The sequence below is a fragment of the Burkholderia sp. COPS genome (genome assembly GCF_019425585.1).
GTDB lineage: Bacteria > Pseudomonadota > Gammaproteobacteria > Burkholderiales > Burkholderiaceae > Burkholderia > Burkholderia cepacia.
Map to the genome: position 1 here is coordinate 250,088 of NZ_WIXR01000019.1, position 19,040 is coordinate 269,127.

Annotated in this window: 20 protein-coding genes; 4 read left to right on the forward strand and 16 right to left on the reverse strand. The window is 68.9% G+C overall.

Going from position 1 to position 19,040, the window contains the following annotated elements; translation table 11 throughout:
• Nucleotides 1–14: 14 nt before the first annotated feature.
• The 9 genes from FOZ70_RS19560 to FOZ70_RS19600 form a co-directional block, all read right to left on the reverse strand.
• Nucleotides 15–602, reverse strand: a complete 588-nt coding sequence (locus FOZ70_RS19560) for a YbjN domain-containing protein (RefSeq protein WP_219706530.1) — start codon at nt 600–602, stop codon at nt 15–17.
• Between the two features lie 59 nt (nt 603–661).
• Nucleotides 662–1,360 carry a hypothetical protein gene (locus FOZ70_RS19565; RefSeq protein WP_219706531.1) on the reverse strand — a complete coding sequence of 233 codons (699 nt, stop codon included), beginning with the start codon at nt 1,358–1,360 and terminating at the stop codon, nt 662–664.
• A 12-nt stretch (nt 1,361–1,372) separates the two neighbouring features.
• Nucleotides 1,373–3,184 carry a putative porin gene (locus FOZ70_RS19570; protein ID WP_219706532.1) on the reverse strand — a complete coding sequence of 604 codons (1,812 nt, stop codon included), beginning with the start codon at nt 3,182–3,184 and terminating at the stop codon, nt 1,373–1,375.
• Between the two features lie 92 nt (nt 3,185–3,276).
• Nucleotides 3,277–3,975 (reverse strand): TonB family protein, encoded by a 699-nt coding sequence (locus tag FOZ70_RS19575; RefSeq protein ID WP_053076265.1) that lies wholly within the window; start codon nt 3,973–3,975, stop codon nt 3,277–3,279.
• 4 nt (nt 3,976–3,979) lie between these two features.
• Nucleotides 3,980–4,390 (reverse strand): biopolymer transporter ExbD, encoded by a 411-nt coding sequence (locus FOZ70_RS19580; RefSeq protein WP_027780971.1) that lies wholly within the window; start codon nt 4,388–4,390, stop codon nt 3,980–3,982.
• Nucleotides 4,391–4,414: 24 nt separating this feature from the next.
• Entirely contained in the window at nt 4,415–6,220 is a 1,806-nt protein-coding gene (locus FOZ70_RS19585) for a MotA/TolQ/ExbB proton channel family protein (protein WP_219706533.1), read from the reverse strand.
• 66 nt (nt 6,221–6,286) lie between these two features.
• Nucleotides 6,287–7,939 carry a ShlB/FhaC/HecB family hemolysin secretion/activation protein gene (locus FOZ70_RS19590; protein ID WP_059588536.1) on the reverse strand — a complete coding sequence of 551 codons (1,653 nt, stop codon included), beginning with the start codon at nt 7,937–7,939 and terminating at the stop codon, nt 6,287–6,289.
• A gap of 150 nt (nt 7,940–8,089) precedes the next feature.
• On the reverse strand, nt 8,090–8,638 hold the full coding sequence (gene cysC / locus FOZ70_RS19595; protein ID WP_230954431.1) for an adenylyl-sulfate kinase: 549 nt from the start codon (nt 8,636–8,638) through the stop codon (nt 8,090–8,092).
• Between the two features lie 95 nt (nt 8,639–8,733).
• Nucleotides 8,734–9,297: a TIGR03032 family protein gene (locus FOZ70_RS19600; protein ID WP_258025666.1), complete on the reverse strand. Its 564-nt coding sequence runs from the start codon at nt 9,295–9,297 to the stop codon at nt 8,734–8,736.
• Nucleotides 9,298–9,945: 648 nt separating this feature from the next.
• Here FOZ70_RS19600 and FOZ70_RS19605 point away from each other — a divergent pair.
• Nucleotides 9,946–10,509, forward strand: a complete 564-nt coding sequence (locus FOZ70_RS19605) for a hypothetical protein (protein WP_219706534.1) — start codon at nt 9,946–9,948, stop codon at nt 10,507–10,509.
• Nucleotides 10,510–10,541: 32 nt separating this feature from the next.
• Nucleotides 10,542–11,537: a type II secretion system minor pseudopilin GspK gene (gspK, locus tag FOZ70_RS19610; RefSeq protein ID WP_193093432.1), complete on the forward strand. Its 996-nt coding sequence runs from the start codon at nt 10,542–10,544 to the stop codon at nt 11,535–11,537.
• Nucleotides 11,538–11,604: 67 nt separating this feature from the next.
• On the opposite strand, the gene FOZ70_RS19615 is transcribed toward gspK, so the two are convergent.
• Entirely contained in the window at nt 11,605–13,239 is a 1,635-nt protein-coding gene (locus FOZ70_RS19615; protein ID WP_219706535.1) for a type II toxin-antitoxin system Phd/YefM family antitoxin, read from the reverse strand.
• A gap of 182 nt (nt 13,240–13,421) precedes the next feature.
• Here FOZ70_RS19615 and FOZ70_RS19620 point away from each other — a divergent pair, with 182 nt between their 5' ends.
• The gene (locus FOZ70_RS19620) at nt 13,422–14,246 is read left to right on the forward strand and encodes a hypothetical protein (protein ID WP_048022649.1); all 825 of its coding nucleotides are present in this window, start codon (nt 13,422–13,424) and stop codon (nt 14,244–14,246) included.
• A gap of 275 nt (nt 14,247–14,521) precedes the next feature.
• Here the strand turns inward: FOZ70_RS19620 and FOZ70_RS19625 are convergent, their stop codons facing one another.
• The 6 genes from FOZ70_RS19625 to gspG all read right to left on the reverse strand — a co-directional run bounded on the left by FOZ70_RS19625 (nt 14,522) and on the right by gspG (nt 18,494).
• Nucleotides 14,522–14,773 carry a DUF4880 domain-containing protein gene (locus FOZ70_RS19625; RefSeq protein ID WP_225723339.1) on the reverse strand — a complete coding sequence of 84 codons (252 nt, stop codon included), beginning with the start codon at nt 14,771–14,773 and terminating at the stop codon, nt 14,522–14,524.
• Between the two features lie 257 nt (nt 14,774–15,030).
• Nucleotides 15,031–16,026, reverse strand: coding sequence for a FecR domain-containing protein (locus FOZ70_RS19630; RefSeq protein ID WP_048022651.1), 996 nt, complete (start codon nt 16,024–16,026; stop codon nt 15,031–15,033).
• Between the two features lie 11 nt (nt 16,027–16,037).
• Nucleotides 16,038–16,586, reverse strand: a complete 549-nt coding sequence (locus FOZ70_RS19635; protein ID WP_011354683.1) for an RNA polymerase sigma factor — start codon at nt 16,584–16,586, stop codon at nt 16,038–16,040.
• A gap of 6 nt (nt 16,587–16,592) precedes the next feature.
• Complete coding sequence (locus FOZ70_RS19640) at nt 16,593–17,339, reverse strand: secretin and TonB N-terminal domain-containing protein (RefSeq protein ID WP_059622564.1); 747 nt, start codon at nt 17,337–17,339, stop codon at nt 16,593–16,595.
• A gap of 182 nt (nt 17,340–17,521) precedes the next feature.
• On the reverse strand, nt 17,522–18,019 hold the full coding sequence (gspH, locus tag FOZ70_RS19645; protein ID WP_258025667.1) for a type II secretion system minor pseudopilin GspH: 498 nt from the start codon (nt 18,017–18,019) through the stop codon (nt 17,522–17,524).
• A 19-nt stretch (nt 18,020–18,038) separates the two neighbouring features.
• Complete coding sequence (gspG, locus tag FOZ70_RS19650; RefSeq protein ID WP_051392336.1) at nt 18,039–18,494, reverse strand: type II secretion system major pseudopilin GspG; 456 nt, start codon at nt 18,492–18,494, stop codon at nt 18,039–18,041.
• Nucleotides 18,495–18,582: 88 nt separating this feature from the next.
• On the opposite strand from gspG, the gene FOZ70_RS19655 reads away from it, so the two are divergent.
• On the forward strand, nt 18,583–19,029 hold the full coding sequence (locus tag FOZ70_RS19655) for a general secretion pathway protein GspC (protein WP_059622560.1): 447 nt from the start codon (nt 18,583–18,585) through the stop codon (nt 19,027–19,029).
• The last annotated feature ends 11 nt before the right edge of the window (nt 19,030–19,040 follow it).

The following is a 19,040-nucleotide window of genomic DNA, read 5'->3' on the forward strand; positions in this document are numbered from 1 at the left end:
GCTGCCGCCGCGCATCACTGCGCGGCAGCCTCGACTGCTGCCGTGGCCGCTTCGGCGGTCGATGCGCGTGCCTGGTCGCCGGCCGCCGCACGCGCCGCCGCTTCCTGCCCAGCCATCGCGGGACGGTTGCGCAGGTGCAGCAGGAATTCCTGGATCAGCCGGTCCCACAGCTCGATGGTCGAGCGCAGGTAGCGCTCGGACACGCCGCCCGCGACGATCACGTCCATTTCCAGCGCGAGAAACTGCCCGTGGCTCGCGAGACGCGCGAAGCGCTTGGTCCGGTTCCAGTCCGCGACGAGCTCGGCCGGCAACTCACCCTGCACCTGCAGCACGCACGACAGCGTGTAATCGATGTACGGCAGCGCGGCGGGCGTTGCATCGGCAGCCTGCGACGCGAGCGCGGCAGCCGGGTTGCCGAAGCGCACCGCGAAGCCGATGCCCTGGCTCGCGCTCATCAGCTGCACCGCGCCGTTCTGCTCGGCCGCCGTCACGCGATAGCCCGCGCGGCGCAGCACGTCGGCGAGACGGTCGGCGCTGATCGCTTCGATCGGCGCGTCGTGTGCCGCGCGTTCGTCGCCGGCGTTCGGTTGCTTGTCTTGCATGTCTGTCTTCCCCATGTTCAACGAATCGATCGGTTCAATCCCGGTTGCGGGCCGCGCGCTCACTGCGCGTTCGCCGAAGCGGCCGACGCGGGTGCCGCGGGTGCCGGTGCCGGCGCGGCGGCAACCGGCCGCGCGGCCGGATCGTACTTGCCCGCGTACAGCGCATCGCCGTAGCGTTGCGCGAGGTCGTCATACTTCACGCGCGCCGACTGCGCGAACGGCTGCCGCGACGAGAACAGCGTGCCGATGCCGACGTGCTCGTACGCGTCGAGAATCTCGTGCCCCACGCGATACAGCTCGGCATTGTGTGCCTGGCAGGTTTTCAGCTGCGTGTCGCGCGCGGCGACGTCCTTCTGCAGTTGCGTGTGCTGCGCGTCGCGAGCACGCGACACGGTCAGCAGGTCCTCGTAGGACGACTTGTATTTCGCCAGCGACTTCGCGTCCTGCTCGCGGCCCGCCCGTTCCTGCGCCAGCGCGCGCTTCGCCGCGGCCTCGGCGCCCGAGTCGCCGCGCGCGGCCGCCAGTTGCCCCTGCATCGCCTTCAGCTGCGCAAGTGCGTCGTCACGCTGCTTCTCAGCCGCCGCCTTGTCGCTCTGCAACTGCGCCTGGCTGTCCTGCAACTGGCGCAGCTCCTGCACGGTCGAGCGCAACTGGCTGCGCAGCTTGTCCTCGATGCTCTGCGCATGCGCGCCGCCGGCCGCGGACAGCAGCGTGCCGGCCAGGGCGGCCGCGAGCATCGTGCGAGTGATCGTGTTCATTCCCGGCTCCGGTCAGAAGCGAGCATTGAGCTCGATCTGCAGCACGTCGATCGATACCGGCGGCCCGTACACTTCCTTCGAGCTCAGGTAGCGGGCCGACACCCACGTGTCCCGTGCAACCGCGTAGGCGGCGCCGAGCACGTAACCGCGCGCGTTGGTGCCGCCCAGGTGGAAGTCGGGATCGTTGAACGCGTCGAGCACGGCGTCCGGCTGCAGGTACTTGTATGCGATCGAGAAATTCCACTGGCCCTTCTCGCGCGGTTCCGGCTCGCCGAACGTCGCCTTCGCGAGGAAGCCGTTCGGGCCGCTGCGGTAGTCGGCACGCGTCGCGTTCACCGACGTCGATTCGTAGTTGTTGACCGGCAGCGACGCCGCCGCGAACGCCTTGTTGTCGTTGTACGCGAGGTTGCGCACGTATTCGCCGTCGAGCCGCAGCTTGAAGCGGTCGGCGACGACCGTATCCCACTGCGCCTTCAGGTCGAGCAGCCGGTAGTTGTACGCGAGACCGAACAGCTGCGGCTGCGGCGTCATCCCCGGCGCGAGGTTCGGGTTCTGCACGATGTTGCGCAGTGCGATCAGCGTGTTGCCGCCCTGCATGAATGCCGGCGCCTCGTTGTCGGTGCTGCAGCTCGTCGCGCCGAGATACAGTGCGCACGGCGACGACAACGTACCGCGCATGTTCTGGAAGTCGTAATACGCGACGGCGCCACGCAGCCGGTTCTTCGCATCGATCTTCCAGTCCGCGCCGAACTGCGCGCCGAACATCCACTTCGTGTCGCTGCCGGCCTTGTCGGTGCTGTTCGACGGGAAGTTCTCGCTCGTGTACTGGATCGGGAACACGCCGAGCGTGCCGAACAGCGTGACGTCCGGATTCCACGGCAGCGCATGGCGCAGGTTCGCGGCGAGCCCGTCCATCATCAGGTCGTCGGAGAACACCAGATCCGACTTGAAGAACGGGTTGTCGAAACGGCCGGCCGTCAGGTTCAGCCACGACGTCGGCCGGTACGCGAAGAACGCCTTGTTCAGCCAGATGTTCTTCTTCCCCCAGCCGCCCCCGGCCGTTCCCGTCGTCGACACGGGGCCATTGTCGTTGCCGCTCGCGAGCTGGAGGCCGGCGATCATCTCGTCGGACAGCGTCGCCGTCACGCCGAGCCGCGCGCGATAGCGCAGCAGGTTGTTGCGGTTCTGCGTGGTGTTCTGGGTCGGCAGCTGCGTCGTGTTGGTGTTCGAGTTGATGTCGAACCCGTTGCCCTGGTTGATCGCCGCGAAGTTCGTCACGTTGTTCGCGTTGCGGCTGCCGTAGAAGTGGTACTCGTCACGCACGCGCATGTCGCCGTCGAGCTTGATGCGCGACACCCAGTCGGGAAACGTGTTCGGCTGCGCCCAGTTCTCGGCCTTGGCCTGCGCGATCACTTCCTGCTTCACCTGGTCGCGGATCTGGTCGCGCACGAGCTGCGGCACGTACGGCACCGCGACGTCGCCCGGCTGCGTCGGCGGGTTGACCACGCCGCCCGCCACGACCGGTGCGCCCGATGCGCGCGCCGACCTCGCCTGCACGGCTTCCGTGCGCGCTTCGCTGATCAGCTCGTTCGCGTTCTGCTGCGTGAGCACGCCGCGCTTGACGAGCAGGTTGATCAGGTTGATCACCACGCTTTCCGTCGGCGCGGCCTTCCCCGACGCCGCCTGCGCCTCGAGCGATTGCCCGTGCGCGGCGGACGCGCACGTCAGCCCGAGCGTCAGCACCGCCGCACCGACGCGCGACAGGCGTGCGGGCAGCGCGCCGTTGCGGGGCACCCCACCCCGCCCGTTCATCTTCCGAATCATCGAAGCACTCCGAACAATTTTCGTTTCTTTTCCGGCAGCATCCGTGCGACGGCGCTGCCCCATGATTCTTGCGTGGTCTCTGTCGCGCATCGTCATGCCGGCTTGCGGCCCTGGAGCTTGACGAGCACCGGATACGCGGTCGCGGGCGGCGGCACCTCATCGACCCTGCCGAGCGCCTCGACCGCCGCGACGACGGCCGCGTCGATCTTCGCGTCGCCGGTGGACTGCGCGATCGTCACCTTCGTGATCCGCCCCGACGTGTCCATCCACAGGTTCAGGCTGCCCGCGAAACGGGCGCCGCCGGCCTCCTGCACGCCCTTGTCCTGCTCGATCGCACGCTGCAGCACGTACACCATGTATTGCGCATAGCTCGCGTTGCCGAACTTGCCGCCCCCGCCGCTGCCCAGCATGCCCGACCCGTCGCCCGCGCCGATGCCGAAGTTGTCGCTGCCCGCCTGCGCGTCGGCATTCATCGTCATCTGCTTCGGCTGGTTGTCCGACGGCTTCGGCGCCTCGGACGGCTTCGGCGCGATCGTCGGCCGCTCGACCGGCGTCTTGACCTCTTCCTTCACCTTCTCGGGCGGCGGCTTCTGTTTCGGCGGCGGCGGGGGCGGCGGCAGCGGGATCACCGTCGTCACCTGCGGCGCGCTCACGCGCTTCACGCCCGCGGTATCGCCCGCGAAACGCCAGATCAGCGCGGCCACGCCGGCAAGCACCAGCGCGATCGCGACGGGCTTCACGTAGCGGCCGGGGCCCTTGTCCGGCGGGCCGCCGTTGTAGGTCATTTCCATCGCGTCAGCCGCCCTGCTTCGCCTTGCCGGTCACCAGGCCGACCTGCGACAGGTCGAGGCGGCGCAGCAGGTCGAGCACGTCCATCACCTTCTGGTACTGCACGGCCGCGTCGCCCTTCAGCACGATCGGGAATTCCGGATTGGTCGCCTTCTCGGTGCGCAGCCGGCTTTCGAGCTCGTCCATCGTCACCGGGTACGCGTCAAGGAACACCTGCCCCGAATCGGCGACCGTGATCGCCTTCGTCTTCGGCTTCGCGAGACTCGCGGACGAGCTCGCCTTCGGCAGATCGACCTTGATGCCCTGCACCGACGCGGTCGTCATGATGATGAAGATGATCAGCAGCACGTACGCGAGGTCGAGCATCGGCGTGATGTTGATGTCGTCGTACGGCTTGTCGTCGTCCTGAACCTGCATGGTGGTCTCCTGCGTGCGATGCGGTCAGTCGGCCAGCACCGCGTGATCGGGCGCGCGGTGCGCTTCGGCGAGGCGCGTGACGAATTCGTCGACGAACACCTGCATGTTCGCGGTCACGTTCTTGTTGCGGATCAGCAGGTAGTTGTAGCCGAACAGCGCGGGGATCGCGACAAACAGCCCCGTGACGGTGGCGAGCAGCGCGGCCGCGATACCCGGCGCGATCGCGTTCACGTTGACGTCGCCGGCCGCCGCGATCGCCGCGAACGTGATCATCACGCCGACCACCGTGCCCAGCAGCCCGAGGAACGGGCCGCCCGAGATCGCGATCGTCAGCAGTACCATCGACTTCGACAGCCGCTGGTTTTCGCGCACGAGCGTCGCGTCCATCGACGCGCGGATCGCCTCGATCGATTCGGACGTGATCACCGTGCGGCCGTTGCCGTCCACGCGGCTGTGGATTTCATGCACGCCGGCCTTGTACAGCCGGTACAGCGACGACTGGTACAGCCGGCGGCCGTCGGCGCTCGCTTCGTCGACATGCGCGAGACCGACCAGGTGGCGGCCCGCCACTTCGCGGAAACGCTGCACGAAATACTGGTTCGCCTTGTCGACGGTGCCGACGTAGCGCGCCTTGGTCCACATCACGATCCACGACACGAGCGCCATGCCGAGCAGGATCGTGATGACGACCCACGCGTCGACGGTCACCGACTGCACGATCACGCCGAAATAGCCGAAGCCGAAACCCGACTGCTTCTCGTCGGCGCCATACGCGACGAGCTTCGATTCCGAGCCCTGCGCGAGCGCATCGACCGCGATCGCGGCCGGCGAGCGCGCGACCTTCGACAGGCGCAGCTCGTCGAGCGCGCCCGCATACGCGGCGAACCCGGCCGGCGCGCCGGTCGTGTCCGCCGCGACCGTCGCCGCGCCGGTCAACGCGGGCAGCGTCGCCGCGACTTGCGCGGCCTGCTTGCCGTTCACGTAGACGGTGAGGTTCTTGCCGTCGGCCGTGACCGCAAGATAGGTCCACTGGTTCGCGGCGACCGGCGAGGCGGCCGGCGTGCGCACCGGTGCCGGATTGCCGGCTGCGCCCTGGACTTCCGCGAACGGCACGCCGTTGTCGAGGCCGACCAGCAGCGCGTTCGCGCCATCGCGGCGGCTGTAGAGCAGCGTGTTCGGCGCCAGCGCCGACGGCTTCACCCATGCGCTGAACGTGAAGCTGCCGCCGGCCGCCACATTCAGCGATGCGCTTGCCGGCAACGTCAGCGACCCCGCACCGTCGAAGCGCGCACCCTTGCCGACGATGCCGTCCTCGACCGTACGGAACGCCGCGTTCTGCGCATTGTTGCCATACGCGGTCGCATCCTTCGGCGGCGCGCCGGCCGCACCGTTGAAGTGATAGACGAGCGTGTAGTCGGCATCGAACGTCTCGGCCGGCTTGCTGCCGTCGGGCGCCTTCTTGTTGCCGTAGTACATCCAGATCGACTCCGCGGCACCGGCCGGCATCTTCGGCACGTCGACCCAGATCAGCGCGACGCCGAGTACCGGGTCGTATTGCTCGACGTGGTAGTTCAGCGGCGTCTTGTCGTCGCCGGCGACGAAGCGGATGTCGGCACCGTTGTCGGCCAGCCCGTCGAACTGGAAATTGCCCGAGTGCAGGCGGATCAGCAGCGGCACGCGGCCGGCCGACTCCGCGAGGTTCGCGCCTTTCGCGCTCGCGTCGATCGTGATCGCCTTCCGGTACGACCAGTCGTTCTGCCACCATGCGTTCGCGATGCCGGGCAGCACGCCGAGCATCACCGCCAACAGGAAAAACAAGACTCGCTTCACGATCCACTCCCCGAATGTGCGGGCGCCGCGCTCGTCGCATCGCCCCGGCACGATCAAAAAAATCCGTCAGAACCCCAGCCTTACGAAGAAATCGAACCGCGGGCTGTACTGCCGCGTATAGACGCCCGCCTTCAACGGCCAGCCGGCCTCGAAATCCGCGCTCGCATACTTCATGATCTGCACCCGCGTGCCGACGCCGACACTCATCAGGTTGAAGCGCGCCGTCTGCTCCGGCAGCGGGCTCAGCAGCCACAGGTGCGCCGCGTCGAAGAACGCGTGGAAGCGCCACTCGTTCACGCGGCTGCCGACCGCGCCGCCGAGCCATTTCGCGAGCGACGGACTGCGCAGCTCGAGCGACGCGATCACGCCGCTGTCGGCCGTGTCCTCTGCCTGCATGTAGCCGCGCACGCTGTTCATCCCGCCCGCGGCGAACTGCTCGCTCGACACGAGCGGCGAGTTCGATATCTGGGCGTTCACGTGCGCGTTGGCCTGCATGTCGTTCGCGAAGCGCTGCGTATGGTTCACGTCGAACTTGCCGTACACGAAATCGGGCGTTGCGTTGTAGCGCTTGTTGTCCCATGCGCCCCAGTCACTGCCGAGGCCGCGGATGTTCGTCGTCAGCGACGCGGAGAACGACGTCTGCGAGTTCTTCAGGCTCAACTGGCCGTTGTACGACAGCGTCACCGGCACGTACGTGAGCGGCGCCGTCGAGCCGCCCTGCCCCGGCAGCGACACGTCCTCGTCGTAATGCTTGCGATCGATCTCGATGCTGACCGAATGCGCGTAGGTCTCCGTCGCCGGCAGCGAATAGATCGCGGTGAAGCCGTACGTGGTGCCCTTGCCCAGCACGTTGGTGTTGCCGACCGACGCGACGTTGCTGTCCGAATGCACGACCGTCGCGAGGAAACTCCAGCGCGAATCCCTGATTGGCGCGAGATACGAGAACGCGTAGACGCGCGCATCGTTCGGATGCTGCGGCGCGATCACGTAGGTGCCGGAAATCACGTGGCCGAGCTGCCACAGATTCGAATAGCTGAGGCTCGCGGTCGTGCGCAGCGTCGACGTGCCCGGGCTGTTGTCGTTGTTCAGTTCGAGCGAGCCGTGCAGCGGACTGTGATCGTCGACCTTCAGGTCGACGTCGACCGTCTGCGGCAACGCGCCCGGCTTCAGCACCGGAATCACCTGGCGGTCCGCCGAGCGGTTCAGGTCGGTGAGCTGCTGCTGGGCCTGGTTGAAATCGGGCACCTGGCCTTCGGCGAGCGCCGGCACCGCATCGCGGATGTTCTGCGGCGAGTTGTATTTCGCGCCGTCCACGCGCAGGCGCCCGACCTTTGCCTCGGTCACCTGCAGCAGGATCACACCGTTCTTCACCTGCTGCTGCGGCAGCTCGACGACGACCGACTGGTAGCCGCGATCCTGGTACGCCTTCTGCAACGCGTCACGTGCCGCGTTCACGTCGGCGAGCGTGCGGCCCGGCCCTTCGAACGGATACACGGCCTTCTCGATCTCGAGCGTCGGCAACGTCGTGTTGCCGCGCACCACGAAGGCATTCACGTCGAACGACTGCGGTGCGGCCGGTGCCGCCTTCGCGGCCGGCGCGGCTTCCTGCGCATGAACGCCCGGTGCGAGGCCCATCCCTCCGGCCAGCACGACGCCCGCCAGGCATCGGCATTTCAGCCGCCATCGTTCGCGTGACTTGCGGTCTACTCTCGGCGGCATGCGCCATTCCCCTTTGTTGTTCCGGATCGAAGCGAAGCTGTCGCGAACTGTCGCCGCTCCGCTATCAGTTGCCTGTTTCACTTTGATGACTCTTTGTTCGTCATCCTTAGCATGAACTGCGAAATACCATTTCCTGCTATCGATCCGGACTCAGCCGTGCCGCAGCGGTGCCGCCTGCGGATCGGCCGCACCACCGAACTGCGCGACGGCGAACCGCATCAGCGCGTCGACGCACATCGCGAGCGACGCGCGGCCGGTGTCGATCGTGAGATCGGCTTCGACCGGTGGCTCGTACGGCGCCGAAACACCCGTGAATTCCGGCAGCACACCGCTCCGCGCCTTCGCATACAGCCCTTTCGGATCCCGCGCCTCGCAGCAGGCGAGCGGCGTGCTCACATACACTTCACGGAATGCCGGCCCGACGATCGCTCTCGCGGCATCGCGCATCGCCGCGAGCGGCGAAATGACCGCAACGATCGCAAGCGCGCCCGATTCGCTCGTCAGTGCCGCGACTTCGGCGATGCGCCGCACGTTCTCGAAACGGTCCTGCACCGTAAAGCCGAGATCCCGATTCAGCCCCGTCCGCAGCCGGTCGCCGTCGAGCACCACCGGATGCACGGATCGGCCGCGCAGTTGCGCCGCCACCGCATCGGCCAGCGTCGTCTTGCCCGCGCCCGACAGCCCCGTGAGCCACAACACCCCGCCGGCCCGCGGCGACGCTCTCCACCCTGCGCACGCTCCGTCTACCGATAAGGACGAAACGACGCCGGGAAACCCGCAACGATCGATCGTCATCACGCCTGCTCCGCCGCGTTCGCGGGTTCATCGTCCTCACGCGGACGCGGCTGCCGGATCGGCGTGAAATTGAAATAACCGTCGATCACGCTGATGCATGAGTAGCGCGTGTTAGCCGCGAGCAGCACGTGCTTGTCGAACGCCATGTCGTGCAGGTCAAGATCGACGGTGTAGTACGACATCCGCGGCACGAACATCGCGTCGTAATGATCCGGGCGGAGCGGAGAGCGCGGCGCGAGCGTCGACAAGTTGGCGAACACCATCAGCTCGTGCATCGTCGCGACCGCGAGCCGGTTACCCGACACGGCCATCCCCATCGAGCGCGGCAACAGGCACGCGGACAACGTTGGCACACCGTCATCGACGCCGATCACGGCCACGCCGGACGGGCGGCGGCTCACGGCCAGCGAGCACCCGAGCGCCTCGAGCACCTGCAGGAAACGCCCCGTGTCGCGCAGGTTGACGACCGGCGACAGCGCTTGCGCCTGCCGCGCCGATACGTCGTCCGTCGGCGTGCCGCGCTCGCCGGCCGGCCGGGTTTCCTCGAACTGTTCCACTGTCATGCACCTGTCGGCTTCACGCCGCCTGATGAGAAAAAATGCGCGCGTCCGCGTGTTCCCGCCCGCCGGCACGACGCATGCGCGCCGGTCGCGGACGGGGCCGCATACGGCATACCGAGTCGCAGCTCCCACCTACCTAGACGGAACGAAGCGCGCATTGCCGCAATGTTTTTTTGCGTGACGTCGACCGGTCCGCCGGCACGGGCAGGCGGTCGACGCAAGCGGCCTGCAATGCGCGCGCAGCCGCTCCCTCGCGCAGGACGCGCGAGACGCGGTGCATGACCTTGCTTGGCCCCCGTTTCGTGTACGTGCGTCGTCCGGCCGACCTGCGGCGCATCAGCGTGCCGCCATTGCGCGCGGACGACCGGATAACGTGTCGCCGTCTGGCCGGCCCTCGCGAAAACGCGACGTGCCGGCGTGCGGCCCGACAATCCTCGGGTTTCAACCGGGAAGTTTTTGTGACATTCCGCTGAAGATATTCACGAAACGCTCGCGAAACACGGCGCGGGATCGCCGGGACCGTTTACGGTGCATCGCCGGCGCATCGCCGTATCGCGACGCACGCAACGGCACGCACGAAATCCTGCGGCTTGCGCGCGCCCGCTTCGTCCTAGCTATTGAGAACGGAACACGTCAACGACAGGACACTCCATGTCATTCGCCACGATGCTCGTCCGGTGGCTCGCCGGGCGGTTGTCCGGCGCCGCCGGAATGCCCGGCCGGCCGCTGCCGCCCGCCGCTCATGTCGCGCCGCATCCGCCGCTGCGCTGGCGCACGCCGTGGCTCGCGTGGCAACTGCTGTCGTGGTCCGCGCTCACGCTGCTCGCGCCGCCGATCTGGACGATCGGCACGCTGCTGCTGATCAATCCGTCGAGCGACCAGCCGCTGTTCTGGGCGCTCGCGATGGCGATCGTGCCCGTCGCGAACGGGGTCGCGATCGTCACGACGAACCAGCGCCATCACCGCGCGCCGTTCACGCGGCGCCCGGCGGTCGCGGCGCACATGTTCGCGATCGCGATGGCCGTCGGCGGCGCGCTGTTCGTGCTGCTGCTGTGGCGGTCGCACGCGATCGCCGGCCTCGTCGGCCCGCTTGCCGACGACGGCATGCGTCCCGCGACGCTCGCATGGTGGGTCGCGGGGCTGGCCGCGCTGTTCGGCGTCGCGTCATCCGCGCATGCGAGCATCGCGCATGCGTGGCTGGCGTTCGAGGTGTGAGCGCGCCGCGCCGACACTGCGGGGGCACGCGGATGCATCGATTCGGAAAAGACAGGACGGCGCACGCACGACGCGAACGCGGCATCGCGATCGTGACGGTGCTGCTCGTCGTCGCGCTGGCGGCCACGCTCGCGGCCAGCGTGCTGTGGCGCCAGCAGGTCGCGACGCGCGACGTCGAGAACCAGCGGCTCGCGACGCAGACGATGTGGATCGAGCGCGCCGCGGTCGAATGGGCACGCGCGACGCTGCGCGCACAAAGCGCGACGTCGAACGTCACGTTCGCCGGCCAGACGTGGTCGGCACCGGTTGCCGACGTGCCGCTCTCGGACTTGTTGCCGTCCGACGCGCTAACGGTCAACGCCGAGCTGTCGCGCGCGTGGATCTCGGGCAGCGTCGAGGACGCGCAGGCGCGCTTCAACCTGACGAACCTCGTGTCGCGCGCCGCGCCCGGCAAGCCGTGGCAGTCCAACGGCGAAGGCGTGCTGGCGTACCGGCGCCTGCTCGGGCAGCTGTCGCTCGACCCGGCGCTCGCGCAACCGACGGCCGACTACATGCTGCGCTCGCTGCGCGACACGAACGGCCCGGGCGGCTGGCCGCTGCAGCTCGTGTCCGTCGACGATCTCGCACGCATTCCCGGCTACGACGCGCATGCGGTCGCAACGCTCGCGCCGTTCGTCACGATCCTGCCCGACCTGACCGTCGTCAACGCGAACACCGCGCCCGAACCCGTGCTCGTCGCCGCGATTCCGACGCTGTCGGCGAGCCAGGCCAGGCGGCTCGTCGACCGGCGCGCCACCGCCTACTTCGTCAGCACCGGCGACATCGCCGAATACCTGTTGCCCGCGCAGGGCGGCAACCCGACGCTGCCGGACGGCTCGGCCGTGGGCGTGAACAGCGGCTATTTCATCGTGCACTGCCGCGTGCATTCGGCGCGGATCAACACGCGCATCGACACGTTGATCGCGCGCTACGGCAGCGGCAATTTCGCGTGGACGTCGGTCATCTGGGTGCGTCGGCTGACGAGTTGAAGCCGAGGGCGGCACGTGCCGGCGCGATGAACGGCAAGCCGGGCCGGCAACGTGCGGCCGGCGCCCGCTAATTCAACGACGACTCGCTCAGCGTCACCGGGCGCAGGCCCTGCGACGCGGCCGCATCGAACGACAGTCGCGTGAAGCTCGTCTCGCGCACTTCGCCGAGCAGCCGGTTCCAGTCGTCGATCGACACGAGCAGCGCGATCGGCCGGTTGTACTTGGTGACCATCACGAGCGCCTCGCCCGCGTGCCGCAGCGCCTTCGACGGATTGCTGCTGAAGTCGCGCGTCGCCATCGCGATCGTGCGCAGACTGAACACGTTCGCGGCCGGATCGTCGCCGTCGTCGTGCATCAGGCGCTCGAGCGTCGCCGCGCGCAGCATCGCCTGCGACTTCGCGGACAGCCGGTTGTCACGGCGCCGCCGCCGCTCGCTGCGCGGGTCGACGTGCGCGGCGAGCATCCGCACGATCTGGCCGAGCGCGGTCGCCGGCAACTGGTCGTAACGCTGCCACCAGTCCGGCGGCAGCGCGATCATCATGCCCGCGTAGGTGGCCGCCACGCCGTCGGCGATCAGCGCCGGCAGGCGCTCGACGTCGCGCGCGTCGAGATCGAGCGTGCCGCCGACGACACGCGTCATCACGCTGAACGCGTTGTAGGCAAACGCGGCGATCCCGCTCGCCAGCAGTGCCGCACGCGCGGGCACGGCGCCGAACGGCGCGCCGTCCACGACGGGCTCGAGCGCCAGCGGCAACGCGTCACGCCAGCGCCGGCACGACAGTGCAACGACCTGCGGCGCGTCGAACCGCCCGGCCGGCAGATCGGTCAACAGCGTGACGATGTCGCCGGGGGCCTCTGCGCCGCGCCATTCGATCCGCCGAAACGCGCCCGACACGCCGCCTTCGCCGGCCATCCCGACGGATTGTTCGCGCACGCGCCCGGCGCCGAACACGCCCGCTTCCCGCCAGTCGCCGAGCGGCCGGCACGCCGCCGGGCAGGCGTATTCGCGCAGCACGAACGCACCGCCGCGACGCGGCCAGCCGGACAGGATCGCGTCCGTATCGAAGCGCCCGTCGACGATCCACAGCTCGCCGGGCCGAACCGTTTCCAGCAGCGCGCCGACGAATGCACGCTCTTGCGACCGACCCCGCTCGCACGGCAGCAGGTCGACGATCATCCCGAGATCCGGATCGTAGACCGGCAGGACGCGCACGCCGCCCGCCGCCGCATCGCGCGCGGGGTCGTCGCACGCGCGCCCGCAGTCGCAACCGCCGGCCCGCGGCGCACAAGCCTCGCCGGCCCCGTCCAGCACGCGCAGCCGCATCCCGTCGACTGCACGCGCACCGTCGACGCCGCGCACCGACGCGACCGGCAGCAGCAGGTCGACGCTGTCCCTTACCAGCGCGCGCCCCCAGCCGGCCCGCCACCGGCTCATGCAATCGTGCAGCGCCGTCACGGCCGTACCCACCCCCGGCGCAGCGGCCGCCTCGCCGTCGGACATCCGCCGTCTCCCCGCAATCGACGCGAGCGCGTCGACGGCCAGGGCAAACAGTGCCTCGCGGATCGACTCGCCGTCGGGTTCGTCGCCGGCGTCCGCCGCGGCGCCGACCCAGTCGTCGTGCAGCGCGCATTGCAGCACGAGCCGCGCCATGATCGTCATCGGGCTCTGCTCGACAAAGCGTTCCACGATCGTGCGCATCATCGGGTTACCCCACATTGTCCGGTTGACCGCGCGGGCCGCCGCAACGGTACGCGCACGCGTGCGGCGCGATGCGTTCGCACTTGACGGCGCGCGGTCGACACCGCAGCATCGTGGGCGACCCGATCCGCGCGACGACACGCCGTCGCGACGGTCCGCCCGCAATCGATGCACGAGGCACCGGCATGTACGTAGATCCCCGCGTGGCGCACGGCCGCGCCCGGTTCGACCTGAGCGGCTCGCCACGGCTCGTCGCCGACGAGCGCCGCTGGGAAATCAGCGACGTCGTCACGCGCGGCATCGACGATTTCAACGGCGTGCGCAACCGCCGCAACCTGCTGCGGCTGCTCGAACGCCAGATCGCGCCGAAACTCGCGCGCCTCGGGCTCGAACCGTACGTCGGTGCGCTCGGCCGGGCCGAAGGGCTGTTCGTCAATTTCTCGACGATGAGCGCCGAGCACGGGCTGCGCGAATTCCAGCTTCAGCTGACGGTGCCCGACCTCGTGCTGCGCAGCTTCGCATCGAACGTGATCCGGCCGCACGCGGTCGCGCGCTGCATGCAGCGCAACGGCGTGATGTCGCTGGCGGAAGTCGAACATGAAACGCGCATCGCATTCGTCGCGGCGCGCGTGATGCGCTCGCTCGCGCTCGCGGAAGGCTGGCGGCAGATCGGCGTGCCGACGCCGCACGGGTTGTTCGTCGGCGCGCTGACCGATGCGGACGACGTCGCGATGAACACGTATTTCCGGCCCGGCGACAACGACCGGCCGTCGCGCTGGAGCGGCTTCTCGGCGGTCTTCGCGACAATGCCGGACTGGCGCCCGGAACAGGTCCGGCACGGCGGCGAACTGCTGCAATGGATGGTCAACCATATCGTGGCCCTGCAAGAATCCGCATCGTTCGTCGAACGCTTTCCCTTTCTGCGCGAGCCGCTGCGCGATGCCGGCGATCCGCTCGATGCCGCATGGAACGGCGCACGCGCGGGCCTGCAGCCCGGGTCGCCATCCTGAATCGGGAATCCGGGTTGTCGTGACGCGGCCGGCACGTACTCGCCACGCGCGCCGCCGCCATGCATGAACGGCGATCCGGGAGCCGTCTCCGGCCCCCGTTCCCCGGTCTCCGCTTTACCGCCCCTCTTCACGGTCCTGCTACACGGCCCCCTCGCTCTCTCGTATACAAGGTCGAAGCGGGCCTGCATAACCCGCAGACTTTCTTCCGGCGCCATTGGGTGATCGCGCGAACGCGATCGCGCACCACACCGGTGCGTGCGCGGATCGCCGCCATGTCAATGCGTGCGTGTCGATCCGCCGGGCTCATGACGGCCGACCGCCTCCAGCAGCGCCCACATCCAGATCAGCTCGCGGACCGTGGCCGCATGCTCGTCGCTCTGCGCGCGCCAGCGCGCGAAAGCGTCGTGTTCCTGCTCCGTCGTATCGCCGGCGCGCAGCCACAGCAGCCAGCGCACCGCGCCCTCGCGGATCGCATCGGCGCGCGTATTCGCGTCGCCGGGATCCGTGTCCCGTTGCGATTCGTTCATGATCACGCCACCGCCCGAAGCTCCATCGACACACATCCCCCGCACCGCGCATCGCTGCGCGGCCGGGGCGCTTGCCACCCACGCCTCGGGTCCGACGACGTCACACCGGGCCGCCATCAAGGACAGCCCGGCGTTTGCCGGCCCTCATTGATCAAGTCGTATCGGACGGCCGTAACCCGCAGTGCGCGGACGGCCGCAAGCGACGCGAACGCATCGCGCGCGGAAGGAAAACGGGGGAATGAAGCGCGGGAAGCCGGTCAGCTCAACAGCACGATGTTGCCGGGCAGGCGCGTGATGTGCGCGCCGTACAGGCGGCCGACCATGTCGATCACGTCGTCGAGCCGCGTGATCGGGAACTGCGCCTGCATCCGGTTCGCGCCGAGCGACGCGCGGCGCAGGATGACCTTGCCGCGCCGGTAGCGGTTGATCTCGTCGACGACGTCCGACAGCGGCACGCCGTTGAACACCAGCATGCCGCGCCGCCATGCGCTGACGGCGCCCGGATCGATCCGCGACACGGGCTGCACGCCGCGATCGTCGTAGACGACCTGATCGTCGGCGTTCAACATGCGCGCGCCGCGCGGATGCTGGAGCGCGACCGTGCCGGACAGGCAGGTCACGCACACCTGCGTGCCCGTGCGCCGCACGTTGAAGCGCGCGACGGTCGCCTGCATGCGGCCGCCACCCGCCACCACCGTGACGGGCTGAATCGGCGTCGCGCGGCCGGCCGGCGGCGCGACCGCGTCGATCTCCGCTTCGCCGGCGACGACTTCGACGCCGTGCGCGGCATCGCTCGCGGCCAGCACGTCGAGACGCGTCTGCGTATTCAGCTCGACCGTCACGCGCGACGACAGCGCGACGCTGCGCTGTTCGCCGGTGCCCGTGTGGTAATCGGCGGCGATATCGCCGAGCGACGGCCACAGCTGCATCGGCGGCCGTACCGCGAGCCACGACGCGCCGGCCGCGACCGCGAAACCGATGAATGCGCGCCGCCCGGTGCGCATCGTGCGCTCGCGCCTTGCAACGTTTGCCCAGGCAGCGGCCGCCCGCTCCTCGTGCGCAAGCTCGGTCGCCGCCGTGCGCAGCGAACTCCAGGTGTCGCGCAGCAGATCGGCGGCCTGCGGACGATCGGCACACCAGCGCTCGAACGCATCGGCTTCGGCCTGGCTCGCTTCTCCCGAGCGCAGACGCAGCAGCCACGCACTCGCTTCGTCGAGTTCGTCGTGGGCAGGTTGGGCCTGGGCTTTCGTCATCGTCCTGATGCTCAAAATTTACGCGGGCCGCCTCGCGTGCCCGTGTACGGATCACCATCTTCCTGCATGCGCTGCAGGCAGTACTTCATCGCCGCGCTCAGCTCGCTTTCGACGAGCCGCAGCGAAATGCCGAAATGCTCGGCGATCTCGCGGTTCAGCAGGCCGTCCACGCGGGCGGCCAGCAGGATCGCGCGGCGCCGCGGCGGCAGGCCGCGCAGCACGTCCTTCAGGGTCTCGACCTTGCGGCGCGCCGCCACGATCCGCTCGGGATCGGCCAGCTCGTCGGGCATCTCGAGCAGCGTCTCGACATCGTCGTCGTGCAGATGCCGCCGTTCGCGGCGATGCTGGTCGATCGCGACATTGTTCGCCATCCCGAGTATATAGGCGTCCGCGTTCGTCACCTGCGTGGAGACGTTCGCGTTCTCGAGGCGCAGCCAGGTTTCGTGCAGCGCATCGGCGGCGCCGTCCTTCGACCCCGTCACGCGTTCGAGCCGCCTGACCAGGTACGCGTAGCGCGTCGCCAGCAGATTCCGGAGCCCGGAGCGGTTGCTGTCGGACATGGCGGCCTAGCCCCGGACGGCCGGCTGCGGCGCCGGGCAACGGAAATGCACGCCGTTGCCGGCCGGCCGCAACAGGATCGTGACCGGCTGCGGCAGGTCCGCAGGCGGCGCGTCGTCCAGCTTCAGTGCGCGCAGCGCGCGCATCACCGCCGCGTCGCGGGCGGCCGAGCCGCTCGATGCCACCATGTTGACCGCCACCACCGCCCCCCTGTTGTCGATGCGCACCTGCGCGACGAGTCGATAGCTGCCCGGCACGGCCGCCGGCTGCGCACACAGTGCATCGATCAGATGCGCCTGCAGCAGACCCGCGAACGTGCGCCGCTCGCCGGAATCGCCGATCCCGTCGATCGGCAGCGCCGCATCCGCCGGCGTGTCGGCCGTCGCGGGCGGCGTCTCGGCGGCCGGCTGCGCGACGATGATCGCTTCGTCCGGACGCGAGAATTCCGCACGCAACCCCGTTCCCGCCAGCATCCGCGCGAGCGCATCGCGCGGCGCGAAGTCGCCCTGCACCGGCGCACTCGTGCGCCCGTCGAGCAGCGGCGCCGGCGCCAGCACGATCAGCTCGGTGAGCCGCGCGAAGTCCTGCAAGGTCTTCGCGAGCGGCTGCGCGGGCAGATCGAAATGCACCGCGCTGCCCGGCTGGCGGCCGATGGTGCCGGTCTCCTGTGCCTGTACGCCGCGCATGCACAGCACGACGAACGCGAGCCCCGCGACGAGCGCCAGGACACCGGTCGGCGCCCGTGAACGAGTCATGAATTCCTGGACGGAAGTGGAGTTGCACGCTGCCGGCGAAACGCGCTCCCCCGTGAGCGGTTCCGTCGCAAGCGAACGACAGATTGTGAGCGGGCACTGTGACAGTCAGGTGAAGCGTGCAGGGGCATGATTCAATCGCGACGCGTTCGCGCGTCGTATCCGCACCCGGCGCCACGCGTCGCTCAAGGCCGGCGCACGACGAAGGTGCCGATGCCCGTGCCGACGACGGCCATTCGCACGTCGCCGGACCACAGCGTGATCGTCACCGGCACGTCGATGCTTTCGCTGCCGAGCACGATCTGCGAAGGTGTTTCGCCGCCGCCGGTGTAACGCACCGACACACCCGTCACCTCGGCGCCCCAGCGGCGCGCACGATAGAGGTCGTCGGACATCGGCGCCCACGCGCCGCTCTCGGTGCGCTGCACGAACCGGTAGCCACCGCCTACCGGCTGCCACGCGATCGGCATCGACCGCACCTGCGCTTCGTCGCCGGCCGATTCGAGCAGGTTCGCGAGCCGCTGCGCTTCCTCGGCGAGATCCGTGCGGCGATTGCGCGACGGCGCGAGCGTCACGACCGCGACCAGCAGCCCGACGATCACGAGCACGACGAGCATTTCCAGCAGCGTGAAGCCGGATTGACGAAATCGACGCGATCGCTGCCGCGCGTTCGTGCGCTTCATGTGCGCCAAGCCTTTGCCGTTACTGCCACGAACCGATGTCCGCATCGTTTCCCTCGCCGCCCGGCTTGCCGTCCGCACCGTAGCTGAACACGTCGATCGCGCCGTGCGCGCCCGGGTTCAGGTATTGATACGCGTTGCCCCAGGGATCCTTCGGCAACCGCTCCAGATAGCCGCCGTCTTTCCAGTTGTTCGGCACCGGGTCGGTCGTCGGCTTCTGGATCAGCGCGGTGAGCCCCTGCTCCTGCGACGGATAGCGGCCGTTGTCGAGTCGATACAGGTTCAGCGACTGCATCATCGTGCCGATGTCCTGCTTCGCCGCAATGCGGCGCGCTTCGTCGGGACGACTCATGATCTTCGGCACGATCAGCGCCGCGAGAATCCCGAGAATCGCGACGACCACCATGATCTCGATCAGCGTGAAGCCGCGTTGCGCGCGTCGACATGCAGGTTCCTGCGGCTTGCCTGCGCGCAACATGCGGGTTTCGTGCGGGCCCGTCATCATGCATTCACCCTTCCATCAAAGAATGGCAATCGTCTTTCGTCCATCGCATCGACTCTTCGCCATGAAACCGTTCGCCCTGCACCGTATCGTTCCGTCCCGCGCCGATCTCCTGCCGCTCGTCGCGACGCTCGCTTCCGGCGCCGCGCTCGTCGCCGTCTCGCTGTGGGCCGTGCGGCTGCTGACCGTGCCCGACGCATCGGCGCCCGCGGCCGTCGCAGTGCCCGCGCCGATCGACGTCACCGCGAGCGCGCAACTCTTCGGCGCGAAACCCGACGACAACCGAGACACGATCCAGTTGCTCGGCGTGCTCGCGTTCGACGCGCGCCGTGCGGCCGCGATCGTCAGCGTCGGCGGCGAAGCGGCGCACGTCGTGTCGCTCGGCGCGGCGATCGGTGAAGCCGCGCAGCTCGCCGAGGTTCGCGCGCGCTCGATCGTCGTCGATCGCCACGGCCTGCAACGCGAGATCGCGCTGCCCGCCACGGAGAAGGCGAACGCGTTCGTGCGCTGAGCCGAACCGCG

Bases quoted from the DNA above. Each gene is read 5' to 3' on its own strand.
- FOZ70_RS19620 (WP_048022649.1), top strand. From the start codon at position 13,422: ATGTACGTAGATCCCCGCGTGGCGCACGGCCGCGCCCGGTTCGACCTG.
- FOZ70_RS19625 (WP_225723339.1), bottom strand. From the start codon at position 14,773: ATGAACGAATCGCAACGGGACACGGATCCCGGCGACGCGAATACGCGC.
- FOZ70_RS19590 (WP_059588536.1), bottom strand. From the start codon at position 7,939: ATGCCGCCGAGAGTAGACCGCAAGTCACGCGAACGATGGCGGCTGAAA.
- gspG (WP_051392336.1), bottom strand. From the start codon at position 18,494: ATGTTGCGCGCAGGCAAGCCGCAGGAACCTGCATGTCGACGCGCGCAA.
- FOZ70_RS19615 (WP_219706535.1), bottom strand. From the start codon at position 13,239: ATGATGCGCACGATCGTGGAACGCTTTGTCGAGCAGAGCCCGATGACG.
- FOZ70_RS19580 (WP_027780971.1), bottom strand. From the start codon at position 4,390: ATGCAGGTTCAGGACGACGACAAGCCGTACGACGACATCAACATCACG.
- FOZ70_RS19565 (WP_219706531.1), bottom strand. From the start codon at position 1,360: ATGAACACGATCACTCGCACGATGCTCGCGGCCGCCCTGGCCGGCACG.
- FOZ70_RS19635 (WP_011354683.1), bottom strand. From the start codon at position 16,586: ATGTCCGACAGCAACCGCTCCGGGCTCCGGAATCTGCTGGCGACGCGC.
- FOZ70_RS19640 (WP_059622564.1), bottom strand. From the start codon at position 17,339: ATGACTCGTTCACGGGCGCCGACCGGTGTCCTGGCGCTCGTCGCGGGG.
- FOZ70_RS19600 (WP_258025666.1), bottom strand. From the start codon at position 9,297: ATGACAGTGGAACAGTTCGAGGAAACCCGGCCGGCCGGCGAGCGCGGC.
- FOZ70_RS19630 (WP_048022651.1), bottom strand. From the start codon at position 16,026: ATGACGAAAGCCCAGGCCCAACCTGCCCACGACGAACTCGACGAAGCG.
- FOZ70_RS19605 (WP_219706534.1), top strand. From the start codon at position 9,946: ATGTCATTCGCCACGATGCTCGTCCGGTGGCTCGCCGGGCGGTTGTCC.
- gspK (WP_193093432.1), top strand. From the start codon at position 10,542: ATGCATCGATTCGGAAAAGACAGGACGGCGCACGCACGACGCGAACGC.
- FOZ70_RS19560 (WP_219706530.1), bottom strand. From the start codon at position 602: ATGCAAGACAAGCAACCGAACGCCGGCGACGAACGCGCGGCACACGAC.
- FOZ70_RS19655 (WP_059622560.1), top strand. From the start codon at position 18,583: ATGAAACCGTTCGCCCTGCACCGTATCGTTCCGTCCCGCGCCGATCTC.
- gspH (WP_258025667.1), bottom strand. From the start codon at position 18,019: ATGAAGCGCACGAACGCGCGGCAGCGATCGCGTCGATTTCGTCAATCC.
- FOZ70_RS19575 (WP_053076265.1), bottom strand. From the start codon at position 3,975: ATGGAAATGACCTACAACGGCGGCCCGCCGGACAAGGGCCCCGGCCGC.
- FOZ70_RS19570 (WP_219706532.1), bottom strand. From the start codon at position 3,184: ATGATTCGGAAGATGAACGGGCGGGGTGGGGTGCCCCGCAACGGCGCG.